Raw genomic sequence first — 25,231 nt, 5'->3', positions numbered from 1 at the left:
TGACTCGGTGTAGGTACTTAGTTATCTTTTTGAATTTTTTCAAGGTATCTTTTTTGCGCAGACTGTAGAGCTACTACGACTGAACCACTTGATGGGGCATAATAGTGTTCATCTACACGAGCAATTAATTCATCAATATTGGCCGTAAGATCAAAGCCAATCAACATACGTTTAAAGAAATTTTGAGCAAGATCAGTAACGAATGTGAATTCTGCATCAATAATTTTATGCGTTTGTTGATCGATTTCTAACACAATGCCAGCATGTTTGTACATCTCGTACATAGACGTGCCTTGGGGTGCTTTAGCATAAGCAGTCACTAAAATACTAGTTAATTTTTGCAAGAAAATGCCCTCCAACATGTATAGATTGTGATTATATTTTATCATGTTTTACACGTTAAAGAGCTAATTCCAAAAATTACTTAGTAGATTACATCAAGGGGGAAATAGTATGGAAAAGTTAACGAATTTTTTCACAAATGTAATGAAAAAATATTTACCAGATCCATTTGTATTTGCAATTGGACTTACATTATTAACGTTTGTATTGGCTCTACTAATTGAAGATATTAGTTTTGTGGATCTAACAACTGCCTGGGGTGGTGGCTTTTGGGATTTACTAGCATTTACAACACAAATGGCCGTTATTCTTGCAATGGGTTATGTATTAGCTACAGCTCCTGTAACAGATAAGTTATTAAATAAAATTGCAAGTATGGTTCATACGCCAAAAATGGCAATTATCGTGGCAACACTTGTTGGTGGTATCGGGAGTTATTTAAACTGGGGATTTGGTTTAGTAATTGGTGGTATTATCGCAAAAAAACTAGCGTTAAAAGTTAAAGGGGTCCATTATCCGCTAATCATTGCAGCTGCATATTCTGGATTCACTTTTTATGGATTAGGTTTATCTGCTTCTATTCCAATTTTAATTTCAACTCCAGGTCACTTCTTAGAAGATGCTATGGGATTAGTTACATTATCAGAAACAATTTTTAGCTTACCAATGATTATTACAACAGTTGTTTTATTAATTACGTTACCTTTATTTAATGCGATGCTACATCCAAAAGATCCTAAAAATGTTGTGGAGATTGATCCAGCATTATATGCAGACAAACCAAAAGCAAAATTAAACCTTTTAGAAGACAATACTTTAGCAAATAAATTAAATAACAGCCGCATTCTAGCTTACGCAATTGGTGTGTTAGGGCTAATTTATATCGTAATCTATTTCACAAATGGTAATTCATTAAACTTAAATATTTTAAACTTTATTATTTTATTCGTAGGAATTATTTTACTAGGCACACCTGCACGTTATGCTGAGCACTTAGCTGACGGGGTTAAAACAATTTCAGGAATCATACTGCAATTTCCATTCTACGCGGGGATTATGGCTATCATGGCCGCTTCTGGTTTAGTGGACACAATTGCAAAAATATTCGTTGACTTATCAAACGAACATACCCTACCGTTTTGGGGGTTAATTAGCTCCTTCTTCATTAACTTCTTTGCACCATCTGCAGGAGGGCACTGGACAGTACAAGGTCCATTTATGATTGAGGCAGCAAAAGAATTAGGTGCTTCCTTATCAGAAACATCCATGTCTGTTATGTTAGGGAATGCTTGGAACGATTTAGTACAACCATTCTGGATTTTACCAGCTCTAGCACTCTCTCGCTTAAAGTTAAAAGATATTATGGGCTTCCTTGTTATGATCATGTTCTTCGTGGGTGTTATTTACATTATTGCAACATTAGCTTGGTCATATTTACTTTAGAAATTAAAGAGTAAGGATTATAGGATTTCAGCAAAAAATTCGCTAAACTTCTGTGGGAAAGCGAGCCAAGCGAGCCTCCGCAGATGTTTAGCATTTGTGAGGATTGCGGTTCGTCCACAGAAAGAGAGCGAATTTTTTTGCATTGAAAGAAGGTTATGAATCGCCGATGAAAGCCCGTGAATCGCCGGAAAAACAGTGGAAATCGCCGATAGAAGCATGTGAATCGCCAGAAAGAAAGTGGAAATCGTCGATGGAAGCACGTGAATCGCCGAAAAACCCGCGGAAAGCGCCCGCCGTAGCGGACAGCAACGACACATGGGAAAACTATAATTTTTTATAATAGAAGTAAAGATGTTCGTGAATTTTTACTATTAATTATGAAGAAGAACCTAGCTATTCTTTCTTTTGCCATAGATAAAAATTTGCAGATAGCACTAGTTAATGGTAGCGAAGGCGGTGACTCCTGCGGGAACGCACAAAACGTAAGACGCAACAGACCGCGCGTAGCGAGGGTTGCGGCTTACGGTGTGCCCGCAGACAGCAACATATGTCAAATAGCCCTAACCTGAGGAGGAAATATTAAATGTCCAGCATGTATCAAGCACTTCTAACAGAAGGTGCTTTAACAAAAAAAGAAAAAACATTGTTACTTGTAGGATTATTTGCAGCACGACGTGAGGAAAAACAAATGCTTTATTTCGTAAAGCAAGCAGTTGAAGCGAGCAATACTGTCGCAGAAATTGCAGAACTAATTGCATCAGCCATTATTTCTAGAGGTATTCCTACTTGGTTATCTGGGATAGAAGCTATTTCTTACGCGATTCAACTATCAGGAGACGCACAGGCCATTGAGATGGGGAAAGAGGTTGATACATTTTCCTCACAGCAGGAATGTATTGATTATTATCAAGGTGAGTTTGATGTATTACCTACTTGGATTCAATATTTAGTAGATTATGCACCGGATACTTTATTAAAATATAGCAACTTGCGAACAACTTCTTTACGAGATGGGTCGGTGTCCAGATTACTGAAGGAATTATTACTGTATGCTATAAACGTTTGTGATGCCTATGAAAAAGGCATTCTGATTCATAAAGGTAATGCCATTTCACTTGGTGCGAGTGTTGATGTTTTAGCCGAGGTGAAAGCATTATGTATTTATGCAGTAGGAATACAAGTAATTTGGAATGATGAGGATAGTAAAGCTTAAAGAAGGAGAACTAAAAATGCAAAAAGTACTAATAATAGGCGGGGGCTTTATGGGCTCGGCTATCGCGAAATATTTTAACCAATATAACGTAAATGTCTATTTATATGAGCCTAATATAGAAAGATTACAGCAATTAAAGCAAGAATCAGATTTACAACAAATTACTTTTTTACAGCAACTAGAACAAATTGATGGTTTAACATTTGTCTTTGAGGCGATTGTTGAAAATTTGCAAGCTAAACAAGCTTTATTCGAACAACTGGATTCATTTTATGAAAAAGAAGTTACGTTTTGTACCAATACTTCAAGTTATCTAATTAGCGATATTGCGGTAAAAATGTTGCACAAAGAACGCTTAATCGGGACACATTTCTTTTCTCCCGCACATATTACCCCTTTAATAGAAGTAGTTCCTAGCACTTTTACATCACAGGAACGAGCAAATGCGACTATGGAATTTTTACAAAGTGTTTGTAAAAAGCCTATCTTATTGAAACGGGAAATTGAAGGCTTTGTAGCAAACAGATTACAAAGTGCACTGGCAAGAGAAGCGATGTCTTTAGTTGAGAAGGGAATTGTGACGGCTGAAGAGTTGGACTTTATTGCTAAAATGAGCCTAGGTGTACGATTAGCTAATACTGGGCCACTTGAGCAACGGGATATAAATGGTTTAGATACACATTATGCCATTGTCGAACATGTATATCCAACTTTAGAGAATGGTACGAAACCACTTGCGATACATCATGCGAAAATAGAAGCTAAACAATATGGTATGAAAACCAATCAAGGCTTTTACGATTGGTCATCCATTGATAAACAACAATATTTAGCGCAAAAAGAAAAGACACTAATAGATATTATTAAGTTGGTTCAGTAGAGATTCAATATAAAGGCAGCAAATTTGAAATGAGAATAGGAGTAGATATGGCGATGGAATATCAAGCATTAGTAAAGTGTTCAACAAAGAAAAAGGATGTTCAGTTTAAAACCTATTCTGTTCCGGAGTTAAATAGTAATGAATGTTTACTAAAAGTAGGTGCAGTGGGTATTTGTGGGAGCGACTTGCATATGTATGACGGACATGGTGGCTACGATTGGGTCACTTACCCACTTGTGCTCGGGCATGAAGTAACTGGAACAGTAGTAGCTATGGGGACAGCTGGTGATCAAGCACTTTTAAATAAAAGAGTGGTTATTAACCCATATAAAAGTTGTGGTGTATGTGATTATTGTCAACGTGGCGAAACGAATTGCTGTGATTTTAATGATTATAAATTGATAAAAACACCGACTGAGGCTCTTCGATATGGATTTCGAGAGGCTGGTGGCATGGCACAGTATATGGTAGTCGATGTGAATAATATTATTGTAATTGACGACGCAGTGAGTGATGAAGTGGCAGCTATTTCAGAAGCTTTAGCAGTTAGTTATACGGCAGTTTTAAAAGTAGCTGATTACAAGAAAAAGTCTATTTTAGTAATTGGGCCAGGACCAATAGGATTAGGGGTAGCTGCAATCTTAGTAGGGGCAGGTAATGAAGAAACACATATGCTAGGAGTCCTACAAGATCAAAGTCGTTTGCAGTTAGCTAAAGAGATAGGTGTACATGCAACGTTTGTTGCTACAGAGGAACTAATACACGATAATTTTTCAGGCTATGATGCAATCATTGACTGCTCTGGTCATCCATCTATTCCGAAAGAAGCTATTCGTTTACTTAAACGAGGTGGACAGCTTGTATTAGTCGGCATCAATTCTGCAGAGTTTGCTGTTCCAATGGATCAAATTGTCCGTGGTGAAATAATGATTAAAGGCAGTTACGGCATTACACAGGCTAATTATGAAGCGGTTTTACAAATGGCTGCGGATGCAAAATATCCATTTAATAAGTTAATCGCACATACGGTTTCATTTAAAAATAGTCTTCAAGGTTTTGAAAGTGCGCTTAATAAAGTAAATGGAAAAGTTGTGATTCATTTTAAGGAGGAAAAATAAATGAAAATTATTGATTTAACACTAGAAATTTATGATGGCTTAGTTTCTTATACATCACATCCACCGATTGCTATACAAGAAGAATCCACTTTTGATAATTCCGGTCATCGTTACGTAGCACCATGTGAAGGATTTGAATCTCGCTTTTTACGTATGTCCGATCATAGCGGGACACATATTGACGCACCACTTCACTTTATAAGAGGTGGGGAATCTACGGCTGAAATGGATTTAACAAAAACTTATGGGGATGCTGTCTTACTTGATGTATCCTCTTTCAAAGATCCGTTTGAACCTGTTACAGCTGAGATGCTTTCGCTAGCTGAGCAAAGACAAGGAATTACTGTACAGCAAGGTGATATTGTCTTAGTACGAACACGCACTGCAAAGTGGGGACAAGGGGACTTTTTTGAAGAGCACGCTTTTGCTACTTGTGCAGGAGATTGGTTATTCGAAAAACAAGTAAAATGCATTGGTCTTGATTTAGCGAATATAGATGTTCATGACAATATGAAACGCGAAGTGCATCTAAAGCTGCTAAGTGTTCCTATTTATATAGTAGAAAACCTAGTCAACCTTGAACAGCTACCTTTAAATGACCGTTTTACTTTTATGGCACTGCCGCTTAAATTGAAAAACTCCACTGCATCGCCAGTAAGAGCTGTCGCATATGTGAAGTAATGTTAATAACAGGAAGAGAGGGCATATAAGCCTTCTCTTTTTTTGTGTGATTTAAAGCTATTTAAATTCAAAAATCTTTTCAAAAAAAGCTGTGGTGAGTGCTATATTATTATGCTTCGTTTAAACCATAAAAATAGTAAAAGAACAATGCCACGAAATTATTTCTAGGGTTAAATTATTTTGAACATTAGAAGTCATCTGCATATCACTTAAAATATGTATATTTTTACATGAGCAAAATCTAACATAGCTTTTTCTTTTTTGGACAACCTAATTTAGAAATAATAGCATGAGGTGATGATCATGATCGTGGAGAGGTCGTCCGATTGGCAAGAAGGCTTTATTAATAGGCTAGAAAATCATGAAAAATGGCAAAGTTGGACTTTGTACAAAATGAACTATGAAATTGTGAAAATGAATTTAATTCCGGAATTTACTGGTTTACAAGCACCTAAAGTTTTACCGAAGCTAACACCACTTGCCCATCAGCTAGAAGCAGCGCAAACCGTGATAGAACGAATGAATGGGAAAGCGATACTTGCAGATGAGGTGGGGCTTGGTAAAACAATTGAAGCTGGCTTAATTCTAAAGGAATACATGATACGAGGGCTTGTGAAAAAAGCTCTGATTTTAGCACCAGCTTCTCTTATCAATCAATGGATTGAAGAATTGAATCAAAAATTTCATATTCCAGCTGTAGCGTATAAAAAAAATTGCCCGATTGAGCGTTACGATATTGTTATTATGAGCATGGATACGGCAAAAAAAAGTCCACATAAAGAACTAATTTATGCGCAAAATTATGACATGATTATTATTGACGAGGCACATAAATTAAAAAACCATAAAACACAAATTTATGAATTTGTGCAAGGATTAAAGAAGAAGTTTTGCTTATTATTAACGGCTACACCGATTCAAAATGATGTTTTTGAGCTTTATTATCTTATTTCTTTACTGAAGCCAGGTCATCTTGGCAATTATGAGACATTCCAATCTGCGTTTTCAGCAAGCAAGCACGATTTACAGCACGATGACTATTTAAAAGAACTAGTCAACCAAGTGATGGTAAGAAATCGAAGAGAGGACACAGGCATTGAGTGGACCAATAGACGTGTTCAAATTGTCCCTATCCATTTTAGCCCTGAGGAAATGGAAGTTTATCATTTACTTGGTTCGCTTACGTCTACAGGTTCCTTTTCATTAATTACTTTGCAAAAAGAAATGTGTAGTAGCAAAGAGGCAACGGCTTTAACGTTGTCTAAAATGCTAGAAAATAGTTCAGAACGCGATGAGCTAGAAGCAATTCTTGCAAAGGTTATGGCTTTAGAAGTGAATTCTAAGGCTGAGAAGACGCTTGAAATTATTGAACAGGCTAAAGACAAAGTCATTATTTTTACTGAATATCGTGCAACTCAAATTTATTTACAATGGTATTTACATTCTCATGGTATTACGAGTGTTTTGTTTAATGGTAAGTTCAATAAAAACAAGCGTGATTACATGAAGCATATATTTAAGGAAAAAGCTCAAGTATTGATAGCAACAGAGGCAGGGGGAGAAGGGATCAACCTTCAATTTTGCCATCATGTTATTAACTACGATTTGCCTTGGAATCCAATGAAGCTTGAGCAACGCATAGGGCGTGTTCACCGTTTAGGACAAGAACATGATGTTCATATTTATAATCTTGCTGTAGAAGATACGATTGAAAAGGATATTTTGGCATTACTGCATACAAAAATTGATGTCTTTGAAAAGGTAGTAGGAGATCTAGATGCAATCTTAACGAATTTCAAAAAATCTGTTTAAGACGCCATCAGGTGTAATTGATATTGTAAGGGGAGAGGGGCATGTATCCACAACAGGTTCACAGCTATTTACGACAATTTTTTTTAGAAAATGAATGCGATATGGTAGGTGATGGTGACCATTACCTAACAGTACAATTAACGATTGCTATTGATAAAAGAATTATGAATCGCCCCTTTTACTGGCAATACGTAGAAGCAACGAATGGCGAACCTAACCCTGCACAAGTTACCTTTATAACAGATCAAAGTGCACTGTCAGAAAAAATAATGGGGGAGGTCGTGCATTTTGGTTCTCCAAGGCTAAATCAATTGTTTCATGCTACGAGAGAGCTAGGAGCTTTTGTTCAAATGTTTCAAAAAGTAGATGCAGGTACAGGGCAAGTCATGCTGACTCCTTGGCTTGGGGTAAATTATAAAGTGTCGTATTGTTGCGATCGAACGAAAGAAATGATGTACTCTTTTGGTATTAATTTACTGACAGGGGCAATAAATGATAATTTTCATGACACAATAAGTAATATTGACTGGGATATTACGCCGTCAGAAGATGCTTTTTATGTACAATATATAATTAAGCCTTTACGGGCGCTTCAACGCTTAGATGAAGCTATTGATGCAATTATTCAACAGGATGATCATACATGGGCTGAGCAAGCAAAAAAGAGATGGCAAAGAGATCAACGCGTATTAGACTATTTTTATGAAGATGTGGAAGAAAAGCCAGAGTGTTATGAAGTGGAGAAAAATGCTTTAGAAGAACAATACGATGCAAAAATTAAAATTGAAATTATAAATGGTGGATTATTTTATATGCGATAAGAAAAGTAAGCCGCAACGATTGCTAATGCGAATTGTTGCGGCTTATTTTTGCTGCTGCCATAAAAATTTGTTAGTCTTTTTCGATAATGTTTTGTAATTGTGCCAGCTTATTATCCCAAAATAAATGAAAGTATTGTAACCAATCTTCAATTTCTTTTAAGCGATCGATGTGTAAAGTGTAAATTTTTTCTCGGCCCTTCTTTTGGGCTGATACTAGCTTGGCTTGCTCTAATATGTGTAGATGTTTGACCACAGCAGTTCTGCTAATCGTAAAATGCTCTGAAATAACAGCTATTGGTTTATCACTTTCGGCTAGCAGTTGTAGTACATGACGTCTTGTTGGATCAGCAATTGCTTGGAAAACATCATACTGTTGTGCCAGCTGTGTCATTTTGTTTCTACAATCTCTTTCAACTTTTTACCAACAAGCATTGTCCAACCGCCATCCATATTTTGTCGAACAGCTTCTGCAGGCATGTTAGCCTTTGGAATAATATGAGAGGCTTCTTTCCAGCCACCATGAGTTAATGTAAATTCTGTTTGCTCTCCAGCTTGCTTTAACTCAAATGTGACAAACCATCCATCAGTATCCCATGCAAAGCGTACATAATGAGGTGCATCAACTTTTTCAACTTTACACGGCGATGGTCCAAATGGAGATTGTAGTGTAAATTCATGCCCTTCCACTGGTTTAAAATCATTTGGCATAAACCAAGAGCCAAGCTTTTCGGCATTTGTAACTGTTTCCCATGCCTTCTCGATAGGCGCATTAAGTGTAACAGTTTTAACAATATTTTGTAGTTGTTCAGGCATTTTATAGTCTCCTCTTTTTAAAAATATAACCACAAGGTGTTACGAATATATAACACCTTATGGTTATATGTCAATCGTAAAGAATATGGGGAATTTTTTAAGTGGTATCTTTTTCAGACAGGTTACGTATGGTAGAATTATTTTTATAATTTTCAGACGGATTGGAGGGCTATCGGCATGGAGAATATTCCGATGTTTTTATTGATGTGTATTTTATTAATAATTTTACCTGGACCCGATACTGCGATTGCGACTAAAAATACTTTAACAGTTAATAAAAAGGGTGGGTTACAAACAATACTTGGCTCATGCTGTGGATTATTTATTCATACATTAGCTGCGGTTATCGGACTCTCTGCAATTATTGTAAAGTCAGCCTATATATTTGCTATTTTAAAATACGTTGGAGCGGTGTATTTATGCTATTTAGGTGTGAAGACATTATGGACTTTAAAAACAATTCGCACGCAGTCGCCAGTCGTAAATGATGATACTCAAATTGACATTAAGTATGGGAATCAATCATGCTTTAAACAAGGTTTCTTAACAAATGTGACAAACCCAAAGGTAGCAGTGTTTTTTCTAACGTTCTTACCACAATTTGTAGATGGCTCAAACAGCACATTTTTCCCATTTTTACTGATGGGACTTATTTATACCGCCTTAACGGCTTTATGGTTCATCTTCTATGTATATTTATTAGATAAAATTAGTGCTTTTATGAAGAAGCCTATGACAAAGGCAGTAATCGAAGGCTTAACAGGAACAGTTCTGATTGGCTTTGGCATCAAATTAGCGTTAGAAAAGGCCTAGGTGCCAGGCACTCAAACAATTTCCTCTATAACTATCCAAGGAAAAATCCACGAAGACTCCTGCGGGAACAGCACAGAACGTAAGACGTGACAAACCGCGCGATAGAGAGGGTTGCGGCTTAAGATGTGCCCGCGGAAAGCGAAGTGGATTTTTCTGATTTAGGAGCCAGTATGATGCTAAGTATTTATGAGAAGTGTTATGAGAAGTGCCAGGCACTCAAACAATTTCCTCTATAACTATCCAAGGAAAAATCCACGAAGACTCCTGCGGGAACGCACGCAATGTAAGACGCAACAGACCGCGCGATAGCGAGGGTTGCGGCTTACGATGTGCCCGCGGAAAGCGAAGTGGATTTTTCGATTTAGGAGCCAATATTATACTAGGGATTTTTGTGATGTGCCAGCCACTCAAAAAATTTATTAAAAAAGACTGTAGACATTTCCAAATTTCTTTGGAGTTTATCTACAGTCTGAGACAACGAGAATAGCAGTCTCGTTATCTTTGCTAACACTTTTAATACTGATTGTTCGCTCAAACCTTTTTAATCAGCTAAAAAGGTTATTATTTTTGTTGGTTTGAAGCCCAAACATTTGTATCTGCAATTGTTGGGTTAGCAATGTAATGGCCACCTTCAATTTGAAGAGTTTGACCAGTCATAAATTTAGATTCATCAGAAGCTAAGAATACTACTGCGTAACCGATATCATCTGCTTCACCATTGTATGGTAGGGCATTATATTTTGTGAAAATTTCTAGTAAATCTTTTGGTAAATTGTTTTTAGCTGCAGGAGTTAAAATTAATCCTGGTGCTATAGCGTTACAACGGATTTTATCTTTACCGTATTGAGTTGCAATATATTTAGTTAAGTGAACTACGCCAGCTTTTGTTGTACCGTAAGCTGTACGAATTTGGTCACTTGCAAATCCACCCATAGAAGCAGTGTTAATGATAGAACCACCACCAGCTTTTTGCATATGTGGAATAGCGAAACGGCTACCAAGTAATACTGATTTTAAGTTGATATTTACTAGGCGATCAAATTCTTCTAAATCCATGTTTACTACATCTAAATCTTTTTGTAAGTTTGTTGAACCTACATTGTTATATAGTACTGTTAAAGAACCGAATTGCTCAACAGTGAATTCTACTGCTGCTTTGATTGAATCAGCATCGCCAGCATCTAAAAATACTGCAGCTGCTTCATAGCCTTCTTTTACTAATGCTGCAGCAATCTCTTTTGCCCCTTCAAGATTATAGTCAGCAATAACAACTTTTGCTCCTTCTTTCGCTAACAAAGTTGCTGCTGATAAACCGATTCCTGACGCTCCGCCAGTAACAAGTGCTACTTTATTTTCAACACGTTTCATAATAAAATTCCTCCTAGTTTGAGTGATAAACTGAGTATTGACAGTTAAATATAAATCATACTCATTACTACTTCATTTAATTGACAATAGATAGTTTACCACTAAACTAAAAAGATTTGAAATAAAAAGCATAGATTGTTCTCATTTTTTTCGCTTATGTAGAAGGGCTAGCATTTGAATAAAGCCTAGCACGAGTATCATCCTACGTTAAATTCTGCGTATGTAATGTAGTAAAGAAATATTATTTTATAGTTGCTTAGAATTCGAAAAAATAAGCTTTTTTAATCGTTCCTCCATAATCTTTTTCTTTTCTAGGCGGTCTTTTCTAATATAAAACATTCTTCGTAACAAGAATCCTCCTAAAATAATGGCACAAAAAATAATGAAATAAATTAGCATCCGTAAAATCCCTTTTTATATTATTTAATAGAACGTGGCGCTAGAGTTATTGCGTTATCTCCTAACTTTTATAAAATTGCGACAAAATACTTATATGTTGATAGGAAGATAAAGCCTCAAAAACGCCCAACTAGTCAAATATATAGATTTTCAAAGAAATTATCCATAAATAAATCTTTTAAATAAAACAAAAATCCTACTTTAATGTTACAGATATTCACATGGATGAGAAAGATGTATATGAAAACCTTTACGTTCTACATTTAGGTTGCATTTGCAAAGAAGGATTAAAGAATTATTAAGAGAATTTATTACTAATTAATACTTTAATGATTTTATCCATAACAAATTAGAATAAATAAGGGGTTTTCATATGGAGTTACGAGATTTAAAGGCGTTTATGGCAGTAGTAGAACATGGAAGTTTTACGAAAGCAGCAAGTGAAACCTTTGTATCACAACCCTCATTAAGTAAGAGCATTAAAAAGTTAGAAGATAATCTTCATGTTGAGTTATTAAATCGTTCTACAAGACATGTAGAGTTAACAGATGCTGGCAATATCGTTTATCAACAAGGTCAAAAAATCATGCGTTCTGTCTATGATTTGCACATTTTGCTAGATGATTTAGTAAACATCAAAACGGGGTCTATTAAAATGGGTATCCCTCCGCTCATTGGCACTTTGTTTTTCCCTGAAATTGCACGTAAGTTTCATCAACAATATCCAAATGTTCATTTAGAGCTAGTCGAGCGTGGAGCAAAATTAGTTGGTACTTTAGTGGAAAGTGGAGAAGTAGATATGGGCATAGTTGTGTTACCTACCGACGAAAGGAAGTTCATTGTCCAATCTTTCGTTGAAGATCAATTTTTTGTTTTTATTAATGAACAACACCCATTAGCTAAGCAAGATCACATTTTATTGCAAGAGTTAAAAAATGAATCATTTATTATTTTTACAGAGGAATTTTCATTACATGATTATGTTATTAAATCATGTAAAAGTGCAGGGTTTACGCCAATAATTAGCTACAAAAGCTCTCAATGGGATTTAATTGTTGAGCTAGTATCCTCAAATTTAGGCGTGACTCTTTTGCCTTATTCTATTGCAGCGAAGCAAAACAATCGCAATGTGAAGATTATTCCATTACAGAACTTTTATATGCCGTGGCGTCTCGGCGTAATTACGAAAAAAAATACATATCAATCTTATGCCTTAACGCAATTATTAAAGACAATTCGAACGGAAAAAGAATAGATTCGTTGATTTATGCAAATTAAGCATAAATAACATTACAATTAATTCCTTTACTTATAAAACAAGAATGATGTAGAATTTTTCTTAATAAACGAGCAATTTTAGGGGGTTTCGATATGGTGGATGGGAAAGTATGGAATTCGTTTGAGGAAGCCATTGCTGATATTAATGATGGTGCTACGTTAGCAGTAGGGGGATTCGGTTTAAGTGGTATTCCTGAAAAGGCTATTGCTGCGTTACAACATAAGGGAACAAAGGATTTAACAGTGATTAGTAATAACTGTGGTGTAGATAATTGGGGATTAGGGTTATTACTAGCAAATAAGCAAATTAAAAAAATGATAGCATCCTATGTTGGCGAAAATAAAATCTTTGAACAGCAATTTTTAAGTGGCGAGTTAGAAGTTGAGCTTGCACCACAAGGTACATTAGCAGAGCGTCTGCGAGCTGGAGGAGCTGGCATTCCAGGCTTTTATACAGCGACAGGGGTTGGAACGCCAATTGCTGAAGGCAAAGAAGTAAAGGTTTTCGATGGCAAGGAATATATTTTAGAAGAAGGAATTGTTGCCGACTTTGCTCTTGTCAAAGCGTGGAAGGCAGACAAGCTAGGCAATTTAATTTATCGAAAAACATCGCGTAATTTTAATCCTTTAGCAGCGATGTCAGGCAAAATTACAATTGCAGAAGTGGAAGAGATTGTAGAAGTGGGCGAACTAGATCCAGATCATATCCACACACCAGGTGTCTTCGTGCAACGTGTTTTACTCGGCGAAAATTATGAAAAACGTATCGAACGTTTGACTGTTAAAAAGGAGGAGGAAGCATAATGGCGGATACAAGATATAAAATTGTGAATAGAGCTGTCCAGGAAATTAAAAATGGCATGAATGTCAATTTAGGTATCGGTATACCAACACTTATTGCCAATGCCATTCCTTCTGATTATGAGGTGCTTTTACAATCCGAAAACGGCCTCCTTGGAATTGGTCCTTATCCAGAGAAAAGTGCGGTAGATGCTGATCTCATAAATGCTGGGAAAGAAACAGTGACAGCTGTGCCAGGAGCATCTTTTTTTGATAGTGCTGAGTCCTTTGCAATGATTCGTGGTGGACATATTGATCTTGCTATTTTAGGTGGAATGGAAGTTTCCGAAACAGGTGATCTTGCCAATTGGATGATCCCAGGGAAAATGGTAAAGGGCATGGGAGGCGCCATGGATCTTGTTGTCGGTGCGAAAAGAGTCATTGTCGTGATGGAGCATGTGAACAAAAACGGGGAGTCAAAAATTAAAAAGCAGTGTGAGTTACCGTTAACAGGCAAAGGTGTTGTGCACAGATTAATAACGGACTTAGCTGTTTTTGATTTTACATCTACAGGCATGCAACTAATAGAATTAGCAGAAGGTATAACATTGGAGGAAGTAAAGGCGAAAACCGCTGCTTCATTTGATGTTGCGTTATCTCAATAATTTAAAAGAGACCAGTTTACTTTGTGGGAAGTAAGCTGGTTATTTTAATGTTGATAACAGTATTGGATTAGGAGAGTGGAATAATTGCGTGGGGCACAACAGGTGACAACCGAAATAATAAAGCGATTTAATAGTCCAGATAGGGGAGAAAGGCCTCTCATTGTTGCCATTGACGGATTAGGAGGGGTAGGAAAAACAACCTTTGTAAATAAACTAGCTAGCGCGTTGGAAAATGATTGCGTGGTTAATGTTTTGCATATTGATGATTATATTGTAGAAAGTGAAAAGCGATACAATACGGGCAATGAAGAATGGTTCGAATATTATTATTTACAATGGGATATAAAATTCATAAAAGAAAGCCTTTTAAAAATACATAATGGTCATCTAGATTTAACACTGCCTTTTTATAATCGCGCAATGAATACAGTAATAAATAGTAAAAAGCACTTTGTACTAAATAGTATTCTTTTAATAGAAGGAGTCTTTCTTCAGCGCAATGAATGGAGGAGATTTTATGACTATACGATATTTTTAGAATGTCCAAAACATGTTAGGGAAGAAAGAGTTTTAAAGCGTGATTCGTATATAGGAGATGTATCAGCAATTAGGAAGAAGTATGAACGCAGATATTGGGTAGCGGAAGAGTATTACTTAAAAAAGGAAGTACCATTACAAAAAGCGGATATAATATGGCATGCGGAATACAACTCAGACTATTGACCGTTCTCCTCTCAAGTTTTCCCATTATATAATCGTCCTAGAAGGAGAGATGGCGATGAAAGAACAATGGGCAAAGGAAGTTGTACAAGTACGTGTTGCAAGACCGACTCATCAATTATCGGCAATAGAAAGGTTTTATTGTGAAGGTGTCGGTTTAGAAAAGATTGGTTCGTTTAAAGGGCATCGAGGCTATGATGGTATTATGATTGGTCTGCCGAATGCCAATTATCATTTGGAATTTACTGAGCATGTTGATGGTAGCCCATGTCCTGCACCGACCAAGGATAATCTTCTTGTGCTTTACATGCCAAACATTGAAGCAATCCAGCGCATTGTGCAACGACTAGAGCAGATGGGTTATCCAGAAGAGGAGCCAGAAAATCTTTATTGGGCAGAAAAAGGTGTAACGATTGAAGATCCAGATGGCTGGCGTATTGTATTAATGAATACTGAGGGCATATAAGGGGTTCGTGCCAGGCACTCAAACAATTAACTAGTTGATGGTAGCGGAGGCGGCGACTCCTGCGGGAACGCACAGTAAGTAAGACGCAACAAACCGCGCGTTAGCGAGGGTTGCGGCTTACGATGTGCCCGCGGAAAGCGTCCGCTGGAGCGGACATCAACGTTGAGAGCAAAAAAGTGTTAGATTGATCGTAGTCAATCTAACACTTTTTCTCCTTTGTCCCAATATCTTTTGATGTGTTAATCGCCTAAAGCTGGGTTTTCTTTATATTCAGTGGCAATGGATTCTATATTTAATTGTGAATAATCGGCCCAATTGACGGTTCTAAAATCTTCTTCATCAAAATAAACGCTTAATACTTCCGTCATTTCTTCATTGCTATTAGCACCTGTTAATGGGGCAAACCAAATGATTGAAGGTGTTTTCACACTTTTTAGCTTCGACAGCTCGGCAAATATTTTACCAGAATCTTTGAGCATCTGATTTTTAGAACCTTCTCGTACATCTGCATCTTGAATCGATATAGTAACAATGCCTTTCGTTTCTTCTACAGTAAATTTATTTTTAACAACTGCCCCTACAATATCTTTTACAGATGTGTCTTGATCGACAGCGACTTCCTTCGGTTCCGCATTTTTTCCACAGGCTGATAGTAATAATGTGAATAGTACTAAGATATAAAGTAGTTTTTTCATGATGATAACCTCCCTTGTTACTCCATATATGTTCAAATTGCGTATGAATTATACAAAGTTACAAGGAGTCAAAACTATTTTTTCTAATCGACATGTAGAAAATCATTTCTACGCATTACGGTTTACCCAAAATTATTGGATGATGAATAATATTAGAAATACTAAACACATTGTGAGACCTGTATACAAGCATTGATAAAACGCTTTATTATTAGTTCCTCTATAGTCAAACCCGCGATTTAGTACTACCAGTCCAAAAATAAACATGATTATATTTAAATATTTTGGATTGAATCCAGCGGGTATGATAAGTGAAAACATCAAAATTATTAAGATGAAATGTATGTACTTTCTTATAGGATGGATAAATTTAATCTTGTTAAAAAGTTTCAAAAATATCACTCCTTTAAAACAGAATGTTCAGCATAAATAGATAGAGATACAACACAAATTATACAATATTATTTAACTCTTATACTAAAAACGAAAGACGAACTCCCTTTTTCCCATCTGCCGGAAACAGTGTATATATAGATGCCTTTTTCTTGAGGCGCTGAAAAAACATCGCCTTCAACTTTTATTAGTGTACTCTCGCTTTTATCCAAGCATTTTTCTACTTCTATTTCATCAATGGGTGGTTTTTTAAAATGGATTTTTATTTCGCTATTAGGGGATACAGGAAAGGGCGTGATTTTATTATTTTCCAGGATTTCTGGTGGCGATATTTTATCAACACATTCAAATCCAATTATCTTATTCCAACAATATGAACCTTGTACTAGCGTTATTTTTTTCCCTTCTGCCGATACAATTGGCTTAGGAGGACCAGAGTTTAATAAAATGACCATTAATGCAAATACAACAATAAATAGAATGCTTATTATTCCCTTTAAACTTCTCATAGTAATTCCTCCTAACTTGTATGAGCATATGACAATCGTACTTAAATAAAAATAATATCAACCGAAAACAAAAGGATGTTGTTTCTAGTTGATATTATTTCATCAAGTTCTATTTATTTGCTTACTACATCAAGGCACCAAGAGAAATTATCCCATGCTGAATACCAACCGTTGAAAACTTCTGATGAATCATCCCAACGAACTTCGAACTTTTTATGACCTTCGATATCTAGTAAATATAAAGCTAACGTATCATCCGCTTTAGAGACAGCTATTTTCATACCGTTTTGAAGTTCTTCTTCAGTGAATGGTACATCCGAAACCGAACGTAGCTGCGCTTGTTCAAATACTTGTTTGTTAATAATTCTGTAATTCATAATAAACCTCCAATAAAACTTTCTTGAATTTTAAATTTAAATTTTACGTGCCAATAACAGGACTATAAAAGTATATCCTATATTCATTGAGTAAAGAAAACAAAATAATAATTAACTAGCCTTTTTTTTGTCTAAATTGTTGCTTATAGTGTATCAGTGATTGAATGAAGAAATCTAAATACAATTTGTTCTTAACCCAATGTTACAAGGAGGCATTAAAAAAGTCCAGAGACTCACAAAATCGAGCAGTCTTGGAATTAAGTTCAATAAGAACAATCATCCTTTGAATTTTATTAAAATAAATGAAACGAATTTGAGAAATAAAAGTCAAATTTAGAAAAAGGAGGTTGCACATTGAAAAAGTTATTTTTAATGATTGGCTTGATTGCACTTTTAATAGCGGGTTGTTCGAATGATGTAAATAAAACTCACCATGAAGCAGAACTCAATAAAGAAAGTTTTCCTCCATCTATGGCAGGCTGGGTCCATGTTAATGGGAAGAAGTTTGAAATGGAAGCGGGCGGTTATCAATGGGAAAGGAAAAAGTGGCTAACAACTGAGACTGTTCAAACTGATCATGCATCTCCAAACCAAGTAGCTGAAAAATTACAGGCGATTCAGTTAGAACCAAATATGAACATGCGTATTGAGGTTGAAGAAAACCCGGAAATCTTTGTTTATCTTTGGAATGAAAACGGGAGAGATAATGAAATTATGTTGAAAAACAATGAGATGGCAGCGCCGTCAAACAAAGGTCGATATATTTTTGAGGTTTTAGCTAGATGGTCAAATGGTGAGGTATCCTACACATTTGTAGTTGAAGTGAACTAATTGGTCAGCGACATTTCATTGTATTGATTGAATTTAAGGTGGGAAGGTTAGAGTTATTAAAATTTGACAGCGTTCAAAAAGACTTTTATTATTATGTAGACCGTTCGTTATAATTTTTTTAAGGGAGGTAATCCTATGTCTAGTAAAAAAACATCGCGAGAGAAAATTTTAGAAGCTGCAACAGAGCTTTTTCATTTAAAAGGATACCATGCTACAGGCTTGAGTCAAATAATTCAAGAGAGTGGCGCGCCAAAAGGTTCTTTATATTATCATTTTCCTGATGGTAAGGAACAATTAGCTGTTGAAGCGATCAACTTATCAGCAAATAGAATTGCAGCAGAAATTGAGCAAAATCTAGCAGCTTACGAAGATCCAGCGAAGGCATTTCAATATCATATAGAAAGTATTTCGGGAATTTTTCATGACATGGATCCAATATCAAAATTAAAAAATGTTCCAATGGGTTTACTCGCAATGGAAACAGCATTTGTAAATGAGAATTTACGTCAGGCTTGTGAAGAAACCTTTGAAATATGGGGAAATCTTTACTTTGAGAAATTAAAAGTTAGTGGTTATAGTGAAGAACGTGCTTACTTAATTAGCAAAACAATAAGTGCATTAATTGAAGGTGGGATTACATTATGTGTAACCAAAAAATCGAGTGAGCCTTTAATTCAAATTAACAAAATGATTCCTTTATTGCTTTCTAAGTAAATAGGGGCTTCATTTTTATGCTTATTATATAGACCGGTCTAATTAATTATAGAGAAAGAAAGGAAGTATTTTATTTATGGCTTCATCTTTGCAAGTTGTGCCAGTACGAAAACCTAAAAGTATGGCTTTTGTGCTTATGTTTGCAGCATTTATAGGGTTGTTTAGTGAGACAGCTTTAAATATGGCTCTGACTAATATTATGTCCGATTTCACTGTTTCAGCTGGGACAGCACAGTGGCTTACTACAGGCTATCTATTAACAATAGGTATTTTAGTGCCTGTTTCATCTCTTCTAATTCAATGGTTTACAACAAAACAGTTAGTTGTTGGATCATTAGTATTTTCGATTGTAGGAACGATTTTAGCAGCTTTAGCACCAAGCTTTCCGATTTTACTGCTAGGTCGTATCATTCAAGCGTTTGGAACGGGCATTATTTTACCGCTCATGATGAATGTAATTTTATTAATTTTCCCGATTCAAAAGCGTGGAGCGGTAATGGGGTTAATGGGGCTTGTTATTACGACAGCTCCTGCGATTGGGCCAACATTGGCAGGCTTAATTGTGGACTCGTTGGATTGGTCGTTTATTTTCTGGATAAGCCTTGTTTTTTATGCAGGATTAGTCGTAGTGGGGCTTAAACAAATCGATAATGTATCTACTATTACGAAGCCAGCTATTGATGTTGTTTCAATTATTTTATCGACACTTGGATTTGGCGGCTTCATTTACAGTTTAAGTACTATTGCAGAAAAATCCTTTGCTTCTGCAGGGGTATATATACCATTTATTGTTGGCCTAGTTTCAATTGCGTTATTTGTAATTCGTCAATTTAAAATGGAGCAGCCTATGATTAATTTACGAACGTTTAAATATCCTATGTTTACGTTAGGGACGGTATTGTTATTTAGCGGTATGCTTTTAATTTTATCAACAGCGATACTATTGCCTATGTACTTAAAAGGTTCTTTACTATTCAGTGCAACGGTTGCTGGTCTTATTCTTTTGCCTGGTAGTGCCATGAATGCAGTTTTATCACCAGTAGTAGGAAAGATGTTCGATCAATTTGGTGCAAAGAAATTTTTGCCTCTTGGCTTTCTGCTAACATTAATTGCAAGTTTACTTTTTGTCTTTACGATTTCCGCACATACACCCGTTTGGCAGATTATTTTAGCGAATACAATATTCTTTATAGGGATTTCTATGATTATTATGCCTGCGCAAACAAATGGTTTAAATCAGTTGCCACGTGAATTATACGCAGATGGTGCAGCTGTTATGAGTACATTACAACAAATTGCAGGTGGGACAGGGACAGCATTGGCTATTACATTAATGGTCAGTGGACAAAACAGGCATTTCGAAAAATTCCAAAATGCTTCACCATTTGAATTAATGGCTGAAGGGACAAAGTATGCATTCTTCTTTATCGCAGCCATTGCGCTTATTGGGCTTGTGTTATCAGTTTTTGTTAACGGAAAACGTGTTGAGAACAATTAAGTTGGGTCTATTTAAATAGCTGAAACAACAAAATAATGACACCCCAATCGTTATGATAAAAAACTAGCCCTTTGCTGACTAGCATCGGTAAGAAGAAGAATTTTGGCCAGAGCATTACATCAAATATAGAAAAATTTTTTCGTATTAAGGAAAATGAAAAACTCGTATGTTGATTTATGTTTTATCAACATGCGAGTTTTCCCTTATCTATTGGATGTTCTATATTCTCGGCAACAGTCGTTGTAATTTTGACTGTTAAATGTCATTTGAGCAATGTAAGAGTCGTTGCGATTGCATTGTCGATAAAAGAGCGTTGAGGGCGGGATTTCATCATAACTGTTAGACCGATTAATGCGATAATTAGTGATTGTGCTAAAGATTTTGCATCAGTGTTGGCTTCCAGCTCACCAGATTGTATTCCCCGTTCAATCGTTTCTTGAAAGATAACAGTTAGGTACAGTTGATGTTCTCTAGTTAAAATTTCAAATCGCTCATCATGCGGTGCGAGTTCAACCATCGTATTAATACAAAAACAGCCTTTACTAAGTGCACCTTCATATTCGTCATTGATGATATCTGAAAAAAAAGTAGAAAATGCCTCTTTTATAGAGGAGTGACTTTGGAGCTTGGTTCGAATATCGGATGCGCGGGACATTGTATATTTGCGAAGTGCTGCTTCGAATAACTCTTTCTTATCACCAAAGGTTGAATAAATACTAGGGCGTTGAATGCCCATTCTAGAAGTAAGGTCGCTTAATGAAGTAGCCTCATATCCTTTCTCCCAAAATAACTGCATTGCAGCATCTAAAACTTTATCCTCATCAAACTCTCGGGTTCTTGCCATAAGAATACCTCTCTTCAATTTTCGATTTTAATGTTTTGTTATGTTGACAATTAGATTGTTATTTATATACCGAACAGTATGTAATTATTATAGTATTAGCCGTGTTTTTAGTCAAATCTATTGAATGAAACGCTTTTGTAGAAAATAAAAGTGTTGACAATCAAAATAAGTTTAAGCTATATTTACCAATAATTATATTGTACCGTTCGGTATGTTATGGTTGCTAATTTAACGTAATGGAGGTTAAGGTGTGTACAAAACAGCGACAAGGGTAGGTAATCAACTTGTGAAAAATAATGGGCATAAACAGTCATTGATGTCTCCGGCGATGACACTATTGTTTGCAACTGCCTGTGGAATATCAGTGGCCAATATTTATTTTGCCCAGCCATTGCTCGATCGATTATCGAATGATTTTGGCATTGACCATTCCGTTATTGGTGTTGTGATTACTATCACACAAATTTTTTATGGATTGGGTTTACTACTACTCGTTCCCCTTGGAGATTTATTAAATCAACGGCGTCTTATTGTCGGGCAGATGCTCTTATCCGCAATAGCTTTGATTATAGTGGGGACAGCTTTTTCTAGCGTTGTACTTTTCGTAGGTATGGCTTTAGTAGGTCTTCTTGCAGTTGTGACCCAAACGCTTGTGGCTTTTGCAGCAAATATCGCTTCTCCTACAGAACGAGGGCGTGTCGTTGGTATTGTAACAAGTGGAATAGTTATCGGCATACTGCTCGCGCGGACTTTTGCCGGTATACTGACAGATCTAGCAGGTTGGCGTTCCGTATATATCGTCTCTGCAGCACTCATGCTTTTGCTAGCTAGTTTGTTTTTTAAAGTACTGCCAGTTGTTGAGCGCGAGGTGAAATCAATCACTTATCTCCAGTTGATTAGGTCAACGTTTACATTATTTATTCAAGAGCGAACTTTACGCGTTCGTTCAGTTTTAGCGCTGTTGATTTTTGCCGATTTCAGTATTTTATGGACTTCGCTCGTTTTACCACTTAGCGCACCGCCATTTGCTTTATCTTATAGTGCAATTGGAGCTTTCGGTCTTGTTGGTGTAGCAGGAGCATTAGCTGCGGCAAGTGCAGGAAAACTTGCAGATCGAGGGTACGGACAACGAACGACTGGTAGTGCTTTATTATTATTGCTAATTTCATGGTTGTTTATCAGTTATCTACAACAAACGCTTGTCGCATTAGTTGTCGGTATTGTTCTACTTGATTTGGCTGTACAGGCAATACATGTAACGAATCAAACGATGATTCTTCCGTTGCATCCCGAAGCAAGGAGTCGACTTACTGCTGGATATATGATGTTCTATTCTATCGGCAGTGCGAGTGGTTCAATTGCCTCGACTCAAATATATGCACATTTCGGCTGGGGAGGCGTTTCTTTGCTTGGCGCTTCGGTCAGTGCCTTGGCTCTGCTTTTTTGGGCTTTAAGTATTCGAAAATAACTGGGTGATAGTACTACTACGAGTAACACTATATTTATTCTTATAATTTAATTGGACTAGGAGAGATTTAAATGGAAATAGGCATTACATCTTTTGTAGAAACGAAACCGGATGTTTATAATGGCGAAGTGATTAGTCATGCCCAACGTCTACGTGAAGTGGTCGAAGAAATTATCCTTGCTGATCAAGTAGGGCTGGATGTGTTTGGCGTTGGTGAACATCATAGGAAGGATTATGCAGCATCATCTCCAGCGATGGTTCTCTCAGCGGCTGCACCCCAAACGAAAAACATACGACTTACAAGCGCGGTAACTGTGCTTTCTTCAGCGGATCCTGTACGCGTTTTTCAAGATTTTTCTACACTAGATGGGATTTCAAACGGACGTGCGGAAATAATGGCGGGGCGAGGTTCTTTTATCGAGTCATTTCCGTTGTTTGGCTATAATTTGAACGACTATGACGCACTGTTTGAAGAACATTTGGAGTTGCTGCTTAAACTTCGTCAATCGGAAAAAGTAACGTGGGAGGGCAGACATCGACCTGCAATAAATAATTTAGGTGTCTATCCAAGACCTGTTCAAGATTCTTTACCTATATGGGTCGGTAGTGGTGGAAATCAAGATTCTGCCATCCGTGCAGGCCTGCTCGGATTGCCACTGATGCTGGCGATCATTGGTGGTAGCCCGATGCAATTTGCACCAATTGTACAGTTATATAAAAAAGCGGCGGCTCATGCAGGTCATGATGTCTCCAAACTGAAGGTGGGATCTCATTCGATAGGTTTTGTAGGGGAGAATAGGGAACTGGCAGCAGATACATTTTTCCCATCCACTCAAGCTGGTATGAATAAACTTGGCAAGGAGCGGGGCTGGGCTTATTATGATCGTTCAAGTTTTGATGCCGCAAGAAGTTTTGAAGGGGCATTGTATGTTGGTGATTCTGATACTGTCGCAGAGAAAATCATCCATTTGCGTAAGCATGTGGGGATTACTCGTTTTATGATGTATGTACCGTTAAGTACAATGCCACATAATCAAGTGATGCGTGCCATTGAATTGCTTGGGAAAGAAGTTGCCCCTCGTGTTAGAGAGGAAATTGCTAAATGGGAAGCTAACGGTGAACAGGATATATGATGATTTAGTAACTAGAAGGTATTCATATTGAAATGTGCGTCAATTCGGATGGTAATTATGCAAAGGCTATGCAAAATACTGCAGAGTTAGTTGCTAAGATTATGAAAGATGAAGGGATTCAAATTACAAATGTGGTTCAGCACAATTATTTTAGCGGTAAAAATTGCCCTCGGAATGTGTTTGAAAGAGAGAATAGTTGGAGCCAGTTTCTTGAAAAAATTTCAGCGTGTCAAGGTACTACACAGCAACCTGAACTTGTAACAGACACAAATAAATGTGTGATGACAGGCACATACAGCACTTTGCAGGCTGCTGAAAATGTATTAGATGTACTAGAACAGGTTGCTTACATTAAACAAGACAGCACATCATGGCGAGTTAAGACAGGAACATTTATAGGAATGGATGCTGCACTAGCAGGAGCGAATAAAATAAAGACAGCTAAACTTGAACAGGTTACAAATCTTGTACAAGTTTAGCTGTTCCTAATTAGATGGGAAAACCCCGAATAATTTCCACTGTAATTTAAATAGTGAAAAATATTCGAGGTCTTGTAAATGTTATAATTATCCTTGCCAGTTATACCAAACTTCAAGATCATTAAATCTTGCAAGGCTGCTTGTAGTAGTAAGTTTAAAACGATAGCTATTGCCTCTTGCTAACTTACTCCAAGATGAAATGTGAACAGTGCCATTCCAACCACCTGGAAGATCTATACTATTGGCAGGTGTATCACTAGTAACTCCTCCTGAACCATTATCGTAATATGCTTTAACAGTTACTTGTGATGCTGTACCATTAGAAGTTATTAAAGTTTCTGCAGGATTAAAAAATGCTTTACCTCTAAATCCTCCACCTACCCAAATATCACTACTAAATGAAAAAGCACCAGTATTATAGATAGTTTTTAGTGACAGAGTTGAAATTTTATTCGATTCAGTATTAGAAGAGTCATTTGGTACGAACTCAATCATATTTTTAATCTCTTCTAGAGTATAAGGAATTTGGTCACCTTTCTCATCGTAAACTTTAACTTGAGACATAAATTCATCTGAGTTTGGATCAATAGTTTGTGCCGAAGCATCTTGTGATGTGAAATATGCCAATCCAATTAAAGTAACAAGACTTAGAAATAAATGTTTCAATTTCATAATTCA

Annotated in this window: 28 protein-coding genes; 19 read left to right on the top strand and 9 right to left on the bottom strand. The window is 36.6% G+C overall.

All coding sequences use genetic code 11. From position 1 onward, the window contains the following. Positions 1-17 precede the first annotated feature (17 nt). Positions 18-344, bottom strand: a complete 327-nt coding sequence (locus tag NSQ74_RS02015) for a DUF3870 domain-containing protein (RefSeq protein ID WP_340821269.1) — start codon at positions 342-344, stop codon at positions 18-20. Positions 345-453: 109 nt separating this feature from the next. Here NSQ74_RS02015 and NSQ74_RS02010 point away from each other — a divergent pair, with 109 nt between their 5' ends. The 7 genes from NSQ74_RS02010 to NSQ74_RS01980 all read left to right on the top strand — a co-directional run bounded on the left by NSQ74_RS02010 (position 454) and on the right by NSQ74_RS01980 (position 8,310). Beyond that, entirely contained in the window at positions 454-1,785 is a 1,332-nt protein-coding gene (locus NSQ74_RS02010) for a short-chain fatty acid transporter (RefSeq protein WP_340821268.1), read from the top strand. 583 nt (positions 1,786-2,368) lie between these two features. Further along, positions 2,369-2,998, top strand: coding sequence for a carboxymuconolactone decarboxylase family protein (locus NSQ74_RS02005; RefSeq protein WP_340821267.1), 630 nt, complete (start codon positions 2,369-2,371; stop codon positions 2,996-2,998). Between the two features lie 16 nt (positions 2,999-3,014). Continuing rightward, on the top strand, positions 3,015-3,878 hold the full coding sequence (locus NSQ74_RS02000) for a 3-hydroxyacyl-CoA dehydrogenase NAD-binding domain-containing protein (protein WP_340821266.1): 864 nt from the start codon (positions 3,015-3,017) through the stop codon (positions 3,876-3,878). Positions 3,879-3,931: 53 nt separating this feature from the next. Continuing rightward, on the top strand, positions 3,932-4,996 hold the full coding sequence (locus tag NSQ74_RS01995; protein WP_340821265.1) for a zinc-dependent alcohol dehydrogenase: 1,065 nt from the start codon (positions 3,932-3,934) through the stop codon (positions 4,994-4,996). Continuing rightward, positions 4,997-5,677 carry a cyclase family protein gene (locus NSQ74_RS01990; protein WP_340821264.1) on the top strand — a complete coding sequence of 227 codons (681 nt, stop codon included), beginning with the start codon at positions 4,997-4,999 and terminating at the stop codon, positions 5,675-5,677. Positions 5,678-5,974: 297 nt separating this feature from the next. Next, positions 5,975-7,489: a DEAD/DEAH box helicase gene (locus NSQ74_RS01985; protein ID WP_445669051.1), complete on the top strand. Its 1,515-nt coding sequence runs from the start codon at positions 5,975-5,977 to the stop codon at positions 7,487-7,489. Positions 7,490-7,530: 41 nt separating this feature from the next. Continuing rightward, on the top strand, positions 7,531-8,310 hold the full coding sequence (locus NSQ74_RS01980; RefSeq protein WP_340821262.1) for a YqhG family protein: 780 nt from the start codon (positions 7,531-7,533) through the stop codon (positions 8,308-8,310). 70 nt (positions 8,311-8,380) lie between these two features. On the opposite strand, the gene NSQ74_RS01975 is transcribed toward NSQ74_RS01980, so the two are convergent. Both NSQ74_RS01975 and NSQ74_RS01970 read right to left on the bottom strand, forming a co-directional pair. After that, the gene (locus tag NSQ74_RS01975; RefSeq protein WP_340821261.1) at positions 8,381-8,701 is read right to left on the bottom strand and encodes an ArsR/SmtB family transcription factor; all 321 of its coding nucleotides are present in this window, start codon (positions 8,699-8,701) and stop codon (positions 8,381-8,383) included. Continuing rightward, positions 8,698-9,123 carry an SRPBCC family protein gene (locus NSQ74_RS01970; RefSeq protein WP_340821260.1) on the bottom strand — a complete coding sequence of 142 codons (426 nt, stop codon included), beginning with the start codon at positions 9,121-9,123 and terminating at the stop codon, positions 8,698-8,700. The genes NSQ74_RS01975 and NSQ74_RS01970 overlap by 4 nt, the downstream gene beginning before the upstream one ends. 177 nt (positions 9,124-9,300) lie before the next feature. Between NSQ74_RS01970 and NSQ74_RS01965 the strand changes: the two genes are divergently transcribed. After that, positions 9,301-9,936, top strand: coding sequence for a LysE family translocator (locus tag NSQ74_RS01965; protein WP_340821259.1), 636 nt, complete (start codon positions 9,301-9,303; stop codon positions 9,934-9,936). A gap of 561 nt (positions 9,937-10,497) precedes the next feature. Here the strand turns inward: NSQ74_RS01965 and NSQ74_RS01960 are convergent. Beyond that, on the bottom strand, positions 10,498-11,304 hold the full coding sequence (locus NSQ74_RS01960; protein WP_340821258.1) for an SDR family NAD(P)-dependent oxidoreductase: 807 nt from the start codon (positions 11,302-11,304) through the stop codon (positions 10,498-10,500). A gap of 772 nt (positions 11,305-12,076) precedes the next feature. Here NSQ74_RS01960 and NSQ74_RS01955 point away from each other — a divergent pair. From NSQ74_RS01955 to NSQ74_RS01935, 5 genes are all read left to right on the top strand, one after another. Then, positions 12,077-12,958 carry a LysR family transcriptional regulator gene (locus NSQ74_RS01955; protein ID WP_340821257.1) on the top strand — a complete coding sequence of 294 codons (882 nt, stop codon included), beginning with the start codon at positions 12,077-12,079 and terminating at the stop codon, positions 12,956-12,958. A gap of 116 nt (positions 12,959-13,074) precedes the next feature. After that, positions 13,075-13,785 (top strand): CoA transferase subunit A, encoded by a 711-nt coding sequence (locus tag NSQ74_RS01950; protein ID WP_340821256.1) that lies wholly within the window; start codon positions 13,075-13,077, stop codon positions 13,783-13,785. Then, on the top strand, positions 13,785-14,426 hold the full coding sequence (locus NSQ74_RS01945; RefSeq protein ID WP_340821255.1) for a 3-oxoacid CoA-transferase subunit B: 642 nt from the start codon (positions 13,785-13,787) through the stop codon (positions 14,424-14,426). The genes NSQ74_RS01950 and NSQ74_RS01945 overlap by 1 nt, the downstream gene beginning before the upstream one ends. An 84-nt stretch (positions 14,427-14,510) precedes the next feature. Next, positions 14,511-15,149 carry a P-loop NTPase fold protein gene (locus NSQ74_RS01940; protein ID WP_340821254.1) on the top strand — a complete coding sequence of 213 codons (639 nt, stop codon included), beginning with the start codon at positions 14,511-14,513 and terminating at the stop codon, positions 15,147-15,149. Positions 15,150-15,204: 55 nt separating this feature from the next. Then, positions 15,205-15,612, top strand: a complete 408-nt coding sequence (locus tag NSQ74_RS01935) for a VOC family protein (RefSeq protein WP_340821253.1) — start codon at positions 15,205-15,207, stop codon at positions 15,610-15,612. Between the two features lie 239 nt (positions 15,613-15,851). On the opposite strand, the gene NSQ74_RS01930 is transcribed toward NSQ74_RS01935, so the two are convergent. From NSQ74_RS01930 to NSQ74_RS01920, 3 genes are all read right to left on the bottom strand, one after another. Then, positions 15,852-16,307 (bottom strand): hypothetical protein, encoded by a 456-nt coding sequence (locus NSQ74_RS01930; RefSeq protein WP_340821252.1) that lies wholly within the window; start codon positions 16,305-16,307, stop codon positions 15,852-15,854. A gap of 461 nt (positions 16,308-16,768) precedes the next feature. Then, positions 16,769-17,209 carry a hypothetical protein gene (locus NSQ74_RS01925; protein ID WP_340821251.1) on the bottom strand — a complete coding sequence of 147 codons (441 nt, stop codon included), beginning with the start codon at positions 17,207-17,209 and terminating at the stop codon, positions 16,769-16,771. Between the two features lie 113 nt (positions 17,210-17,322). Beyond that, positions 17,323-17,586 carry a hypothetical protein gene (locus NSQ74_RS01920; protein WP_173478775.1) on the bottom strand — a complete coding sequence of 88 codons (264 nt, stop codon included), beginning with the start codon at positions 17,584-17,586 and terminating at the stop codon, positions 17,323-17,325. Positions 17,587-17,940: 354 nt separating this feature from the next. On the opposite strand from NSQ74_RS01920, the gene NSQ74_RS01915 reads away from it, so the two are divergent. The 3 genes from NSQ74_RS01915 (at position 17,941) to NSQ74_RS01905 (ending at position 20,629) form a co-directional block, all read left to right on the top strand. Next, the gene (locus tag NSQ74_RS01915) at positions 17,941-18,417 is read left to right on the top strand and encodes a hypothetical protein (RefSeq protein WP_340821250.1); all 477 of its coding nucleotides are present in this window, start codon (positions 17,941-17,943) and stop codon (positions 18,415-18,417) included. Between the two features lie 135 nt (positions 18,418-18,552). After that, positions 18,553-19,131 (top strand): TetR/AcrR family transcriptional regulator, encoded by a 579-nt coding sequence (locus NSQ74_RS01910; RefSeq protein ID WP_340821249.1) that lies wholly within the window; start codon positions 18,553-18,555, stop codon positions 19,129-19,131. 76 nt (positions 19,132-19,207) lie between these two features. Then, entirely contained in the window at positions 19,208-20,629 is a 1,422-nt protein-coding gene (locus NSQ74_RS01905) for an MDR family MFS transporter (protein ID WP_340821248.1), read from the top strand. Positions 20,630-20,891: 262 nt separating this feature from the next. On the opposite strand, the gene NSQ74_RS01900 is transcribed toward NSQ74_RS01905, so the two are convergent. Continuing rightward, a complete protein-coding gene (locus tag NSQ74_RS01900; RefSeq protein WP_340821247.1) occupies positions 20,892-21,473 on the bottom strand; it encodes a TetR/AcrR family transcriptional regulator in 582 nt (193 codons plus the stop codon). Between the two features lie 316 nt (positions 21,474-21,789). Here NSQ74_RS01900 and NSQ74_RS01895 point away from each other — a divergent pair, with 316 nt between their 5' ends. The 3 genes from NSQ74_RS01895 to NSQ74_RS01885 all read left to right on the top strand — a co-directional run bounded on the left by NSQ74_RS01895 (position 21,790) and on the right by NSQ74_RS01885 (position 24,553). After that, positions 21,790-22,941: an MFS transporter gene (locus tag NSQ74_RS01895; RefSeq protein WP_340826384.1), complete on the top strand. Its 1,152-nt coding sequence runs from the start codon at positions 21,790-21,792 to the stop codon at positions 22,939-22,941. A 71-nt stretch (positions 22,942-23,012) separates the two neighbouring features. Beyond that, entirely contained in the window at positions 23,013-24,074 is a 1,062-nt protein-coding gene (locus NSQ74_RS01890) for an LLM class flavin-dependent oxidoreductase (protein WP_340821246.1), read from the top strand. A gap of 20 nt (positions 24,075-24,094) precedes the next feature. Further along, positions 24,095-24,553 carry a hypothetical protein gene (locus tag NSQ74_RS01885; protein WP_340826383.1) on the top strand — a complete coding sequence of 153 codons (459 nt, stop codon included), beginning with the start codon at positions 24,095-24,097 and terminating at the stop codon, positions 24,551-24,553. Positions 24,554-24,640: 87 nt separating this feature from the next. Here NSQ74_RS01885 and NSQ74_RS01880 read toward each other — a convergent pair whose 3' ends face one another. After that, complete coding sequence (locus NSQ74_RS01880; RefSeq protein ID WP_340821245.1) at positions 24,641-25,225, bottom strand: hypothetical protein; 585 nt, start codon at positions 25,223-25,225, stop codon at positions 24,641-24,643. Positions 25,226-25,231: the final 6 nt, after the last annotated feature.

It is taken from the genome of Lysinibacillus sp. FSL W8-0992 (assembly GCF_038008685.1).
GTDB lineage: Bacteria > Bacillota > Bacilli > Bacillales_A > Planococcaceae > Lysinibacillus.
Note: the sequence above shows the minus strand (reverse complement) of the source record. Positions and strands in the feature narration are given on the sequence as shown.

What these genes read in the sequence shown, in the direction of transcription:
- NSQ74_RS02010 (WP_340821268.1), top strand. Translation starts at nt 454, where the DNA reads ATGGAAAAGTTAACGAATTTTTTCACAAATGTAATGAAAAAATATTTA.
- NSQ74_RS02005 (WP_340821267.1), top strand. Translation starts at nt 2,369, where the DNA reads ATGTCCAGCATGTATCAAGCACTTCTAACAGAAGGTGCTTTAACAAAA.
- NSQ74_RS02000 (WP_340821266.1), top strand. Translation starts at nt 3,015, where the DNA reads ATGCAAAAAGTACTAATAATAGGCGGGGGCTTTATGGGCTCGGCTATC.
- NSQ74_RS01995 (WP_340821265.1), top strand. Translation starts at nt 3,932, where the DNA reads ATGGAATATCAAGCATTAGTAAAGTGTTCAACAAAGAAAAAGGATGTT.
- NSQ74_RS01990 (WP_340821264.1), top strand. Translation starts at nt 4,997, where the DNA reads ATGAAAATTATTGATTTAACACTAGAAATTTATGATGGCTTAGTTTCT.
- NSQ74_RS01985 (WP_445669051.1), top strand. Translation starts at nt 5,975, where the DNA reads ATGATCATGATCGTGGAGAGGTCGTCCGATTGGCAAGAAGGCTTTATT.
- NSQ74_RS01980 (WP_340821262.1), top strand. Translation starts at nt 7,531, where the DNA reads ATGTATCCACAACAGGTTCACAGCTATTTACGACAATTTTTTTTAGAA.
- NSQ74_RS01975 (WP_340821261.1), bottom strand. Translation starts at nt 8,701, where the DNA reads ATGACACAGCTGGCACAACAGTATGATGTTTTCCAAGCAATTGCTGAT.
- NSQ74_RS01970 (WP_340821260.1), bottom strand. Translation starts at nt 9,123, where the DNA reads ATGCCTGAACAACTACAAAATATTGTTAAAACTGTTACACTTAATGCG.
- NSQ74_RS01965 (WP_340821259.1), top strand. Translation starts at nt 9,301, where the DNA reads ATGGAGAATATTCCGATGTTTTTATTGATGTGTATTTTATTAATAATT.
- NSQ74_RS01960 (WP_340821258.1), bottom strand. Translation starts at nt 11,304, where the DNA reads ATGAAACGTGTTGAAAATAAAGTAGCACTTGTTACTGGCGGAGCGTCA.
- NSQ74_RS01955 (WP_340821257.1), top strand. Translation starts at nt 12,077, where the DNA reads ATGGAGTTACGAGATTTAAAGGCGTTTATGGCAGTAGTAGAACATGGA.
- NSQ74_RS01950 (WP_340821256.1), top strand. Translation starts at nt 13,075, where the DNA reads ATGGTGGATGGGAAAGTATGGAATTCGTTTGAGGAAGCCATTGCTGAT.
- NSQ74_RS01945 (WP_340821255.1), top strand. Translation starts at nt 13,785, where the DNA reads ATGGCGGATACAAGATATAAAATTGTGAATAGAGCTGTCCAGGAAATT.
- NSQ74_RS01935 (WP_340821253.1), top strand. Translation starts at nt 15,205, where the DNA reads ATGAAAGAACAATGGGCAAAGGAAGTTGTACAAGTACGTGTTGCAAGA.
- NSQ74_RS01930 (WP_340821252.1), bottom strand. Translation starts at nt 16,307, where the DNA reads ATGAAAAAACTACTTTATATCTTAGTACTATTCACATTATTACTATCA.
- NSQ74_RS01925 (WP_340821251.1), bottom strand. Translation starts at nt 17,209, where the DNA reads ATGAGAAGTTTAAAGGGAATAATAAGCATTCTATTTATTGTTGTATTT.
- NSQ74_RS01920 (WP_173478775.1), bottom strand. Translation starts at nt 17,586, where the DNA reads ATGAATTACAGAATTATTAACAAACAAGTATTTGAACAAGCGCAGCTA.
- NSQ74_RS01910 (WP_340821249.1), top strand. Translation starts at nt 18,553, where the DNA reads ATGTCTAGTAAAAAAACATCGCGAGAGAAAATTTTAGAAGCTGCAACA.
- NSQ74_RS01905 (WP_340821248.1), top strand. Translation starts at nt 19,208, where the DNA reads ATGGCTTCATCTTTGCAAGTTGTGCCAGTACGAAAACCTAAAAGTATG.
- NSQ74_RS01900 (WP_340821247.1), bottom strand. Translation starts at nt 21,473, where the DNA reads ATGGCAAGAACCCGAGAGTTTGATGAGGATAAAGTTTTAGATGCTGCA.
- NSQ74_RS01895 (WP_340826384.1), top strand. Translation starts at nt 21,790, where the DNA reads ATGTCTCCGGCGATGACACTATTGTTTGCAACTGCCTGTGGAATATCA.
- NSQ74_RS01890 (WP_340821246.1), top strand. Translation starts at nt 23,013, where the DNA reads ATGGAAATAGGCATTACATCTTTTGTAGAAACGAAACCGGATGTTTAT.
- NSQ74_RS01880 (WP_340821245.1), bottom strand. Translation starts at nt 25,225, where the DNA reads ATGAAATTGAAACATTTATTTCTAAGTCTTGTTACTTTAATTGGATTG.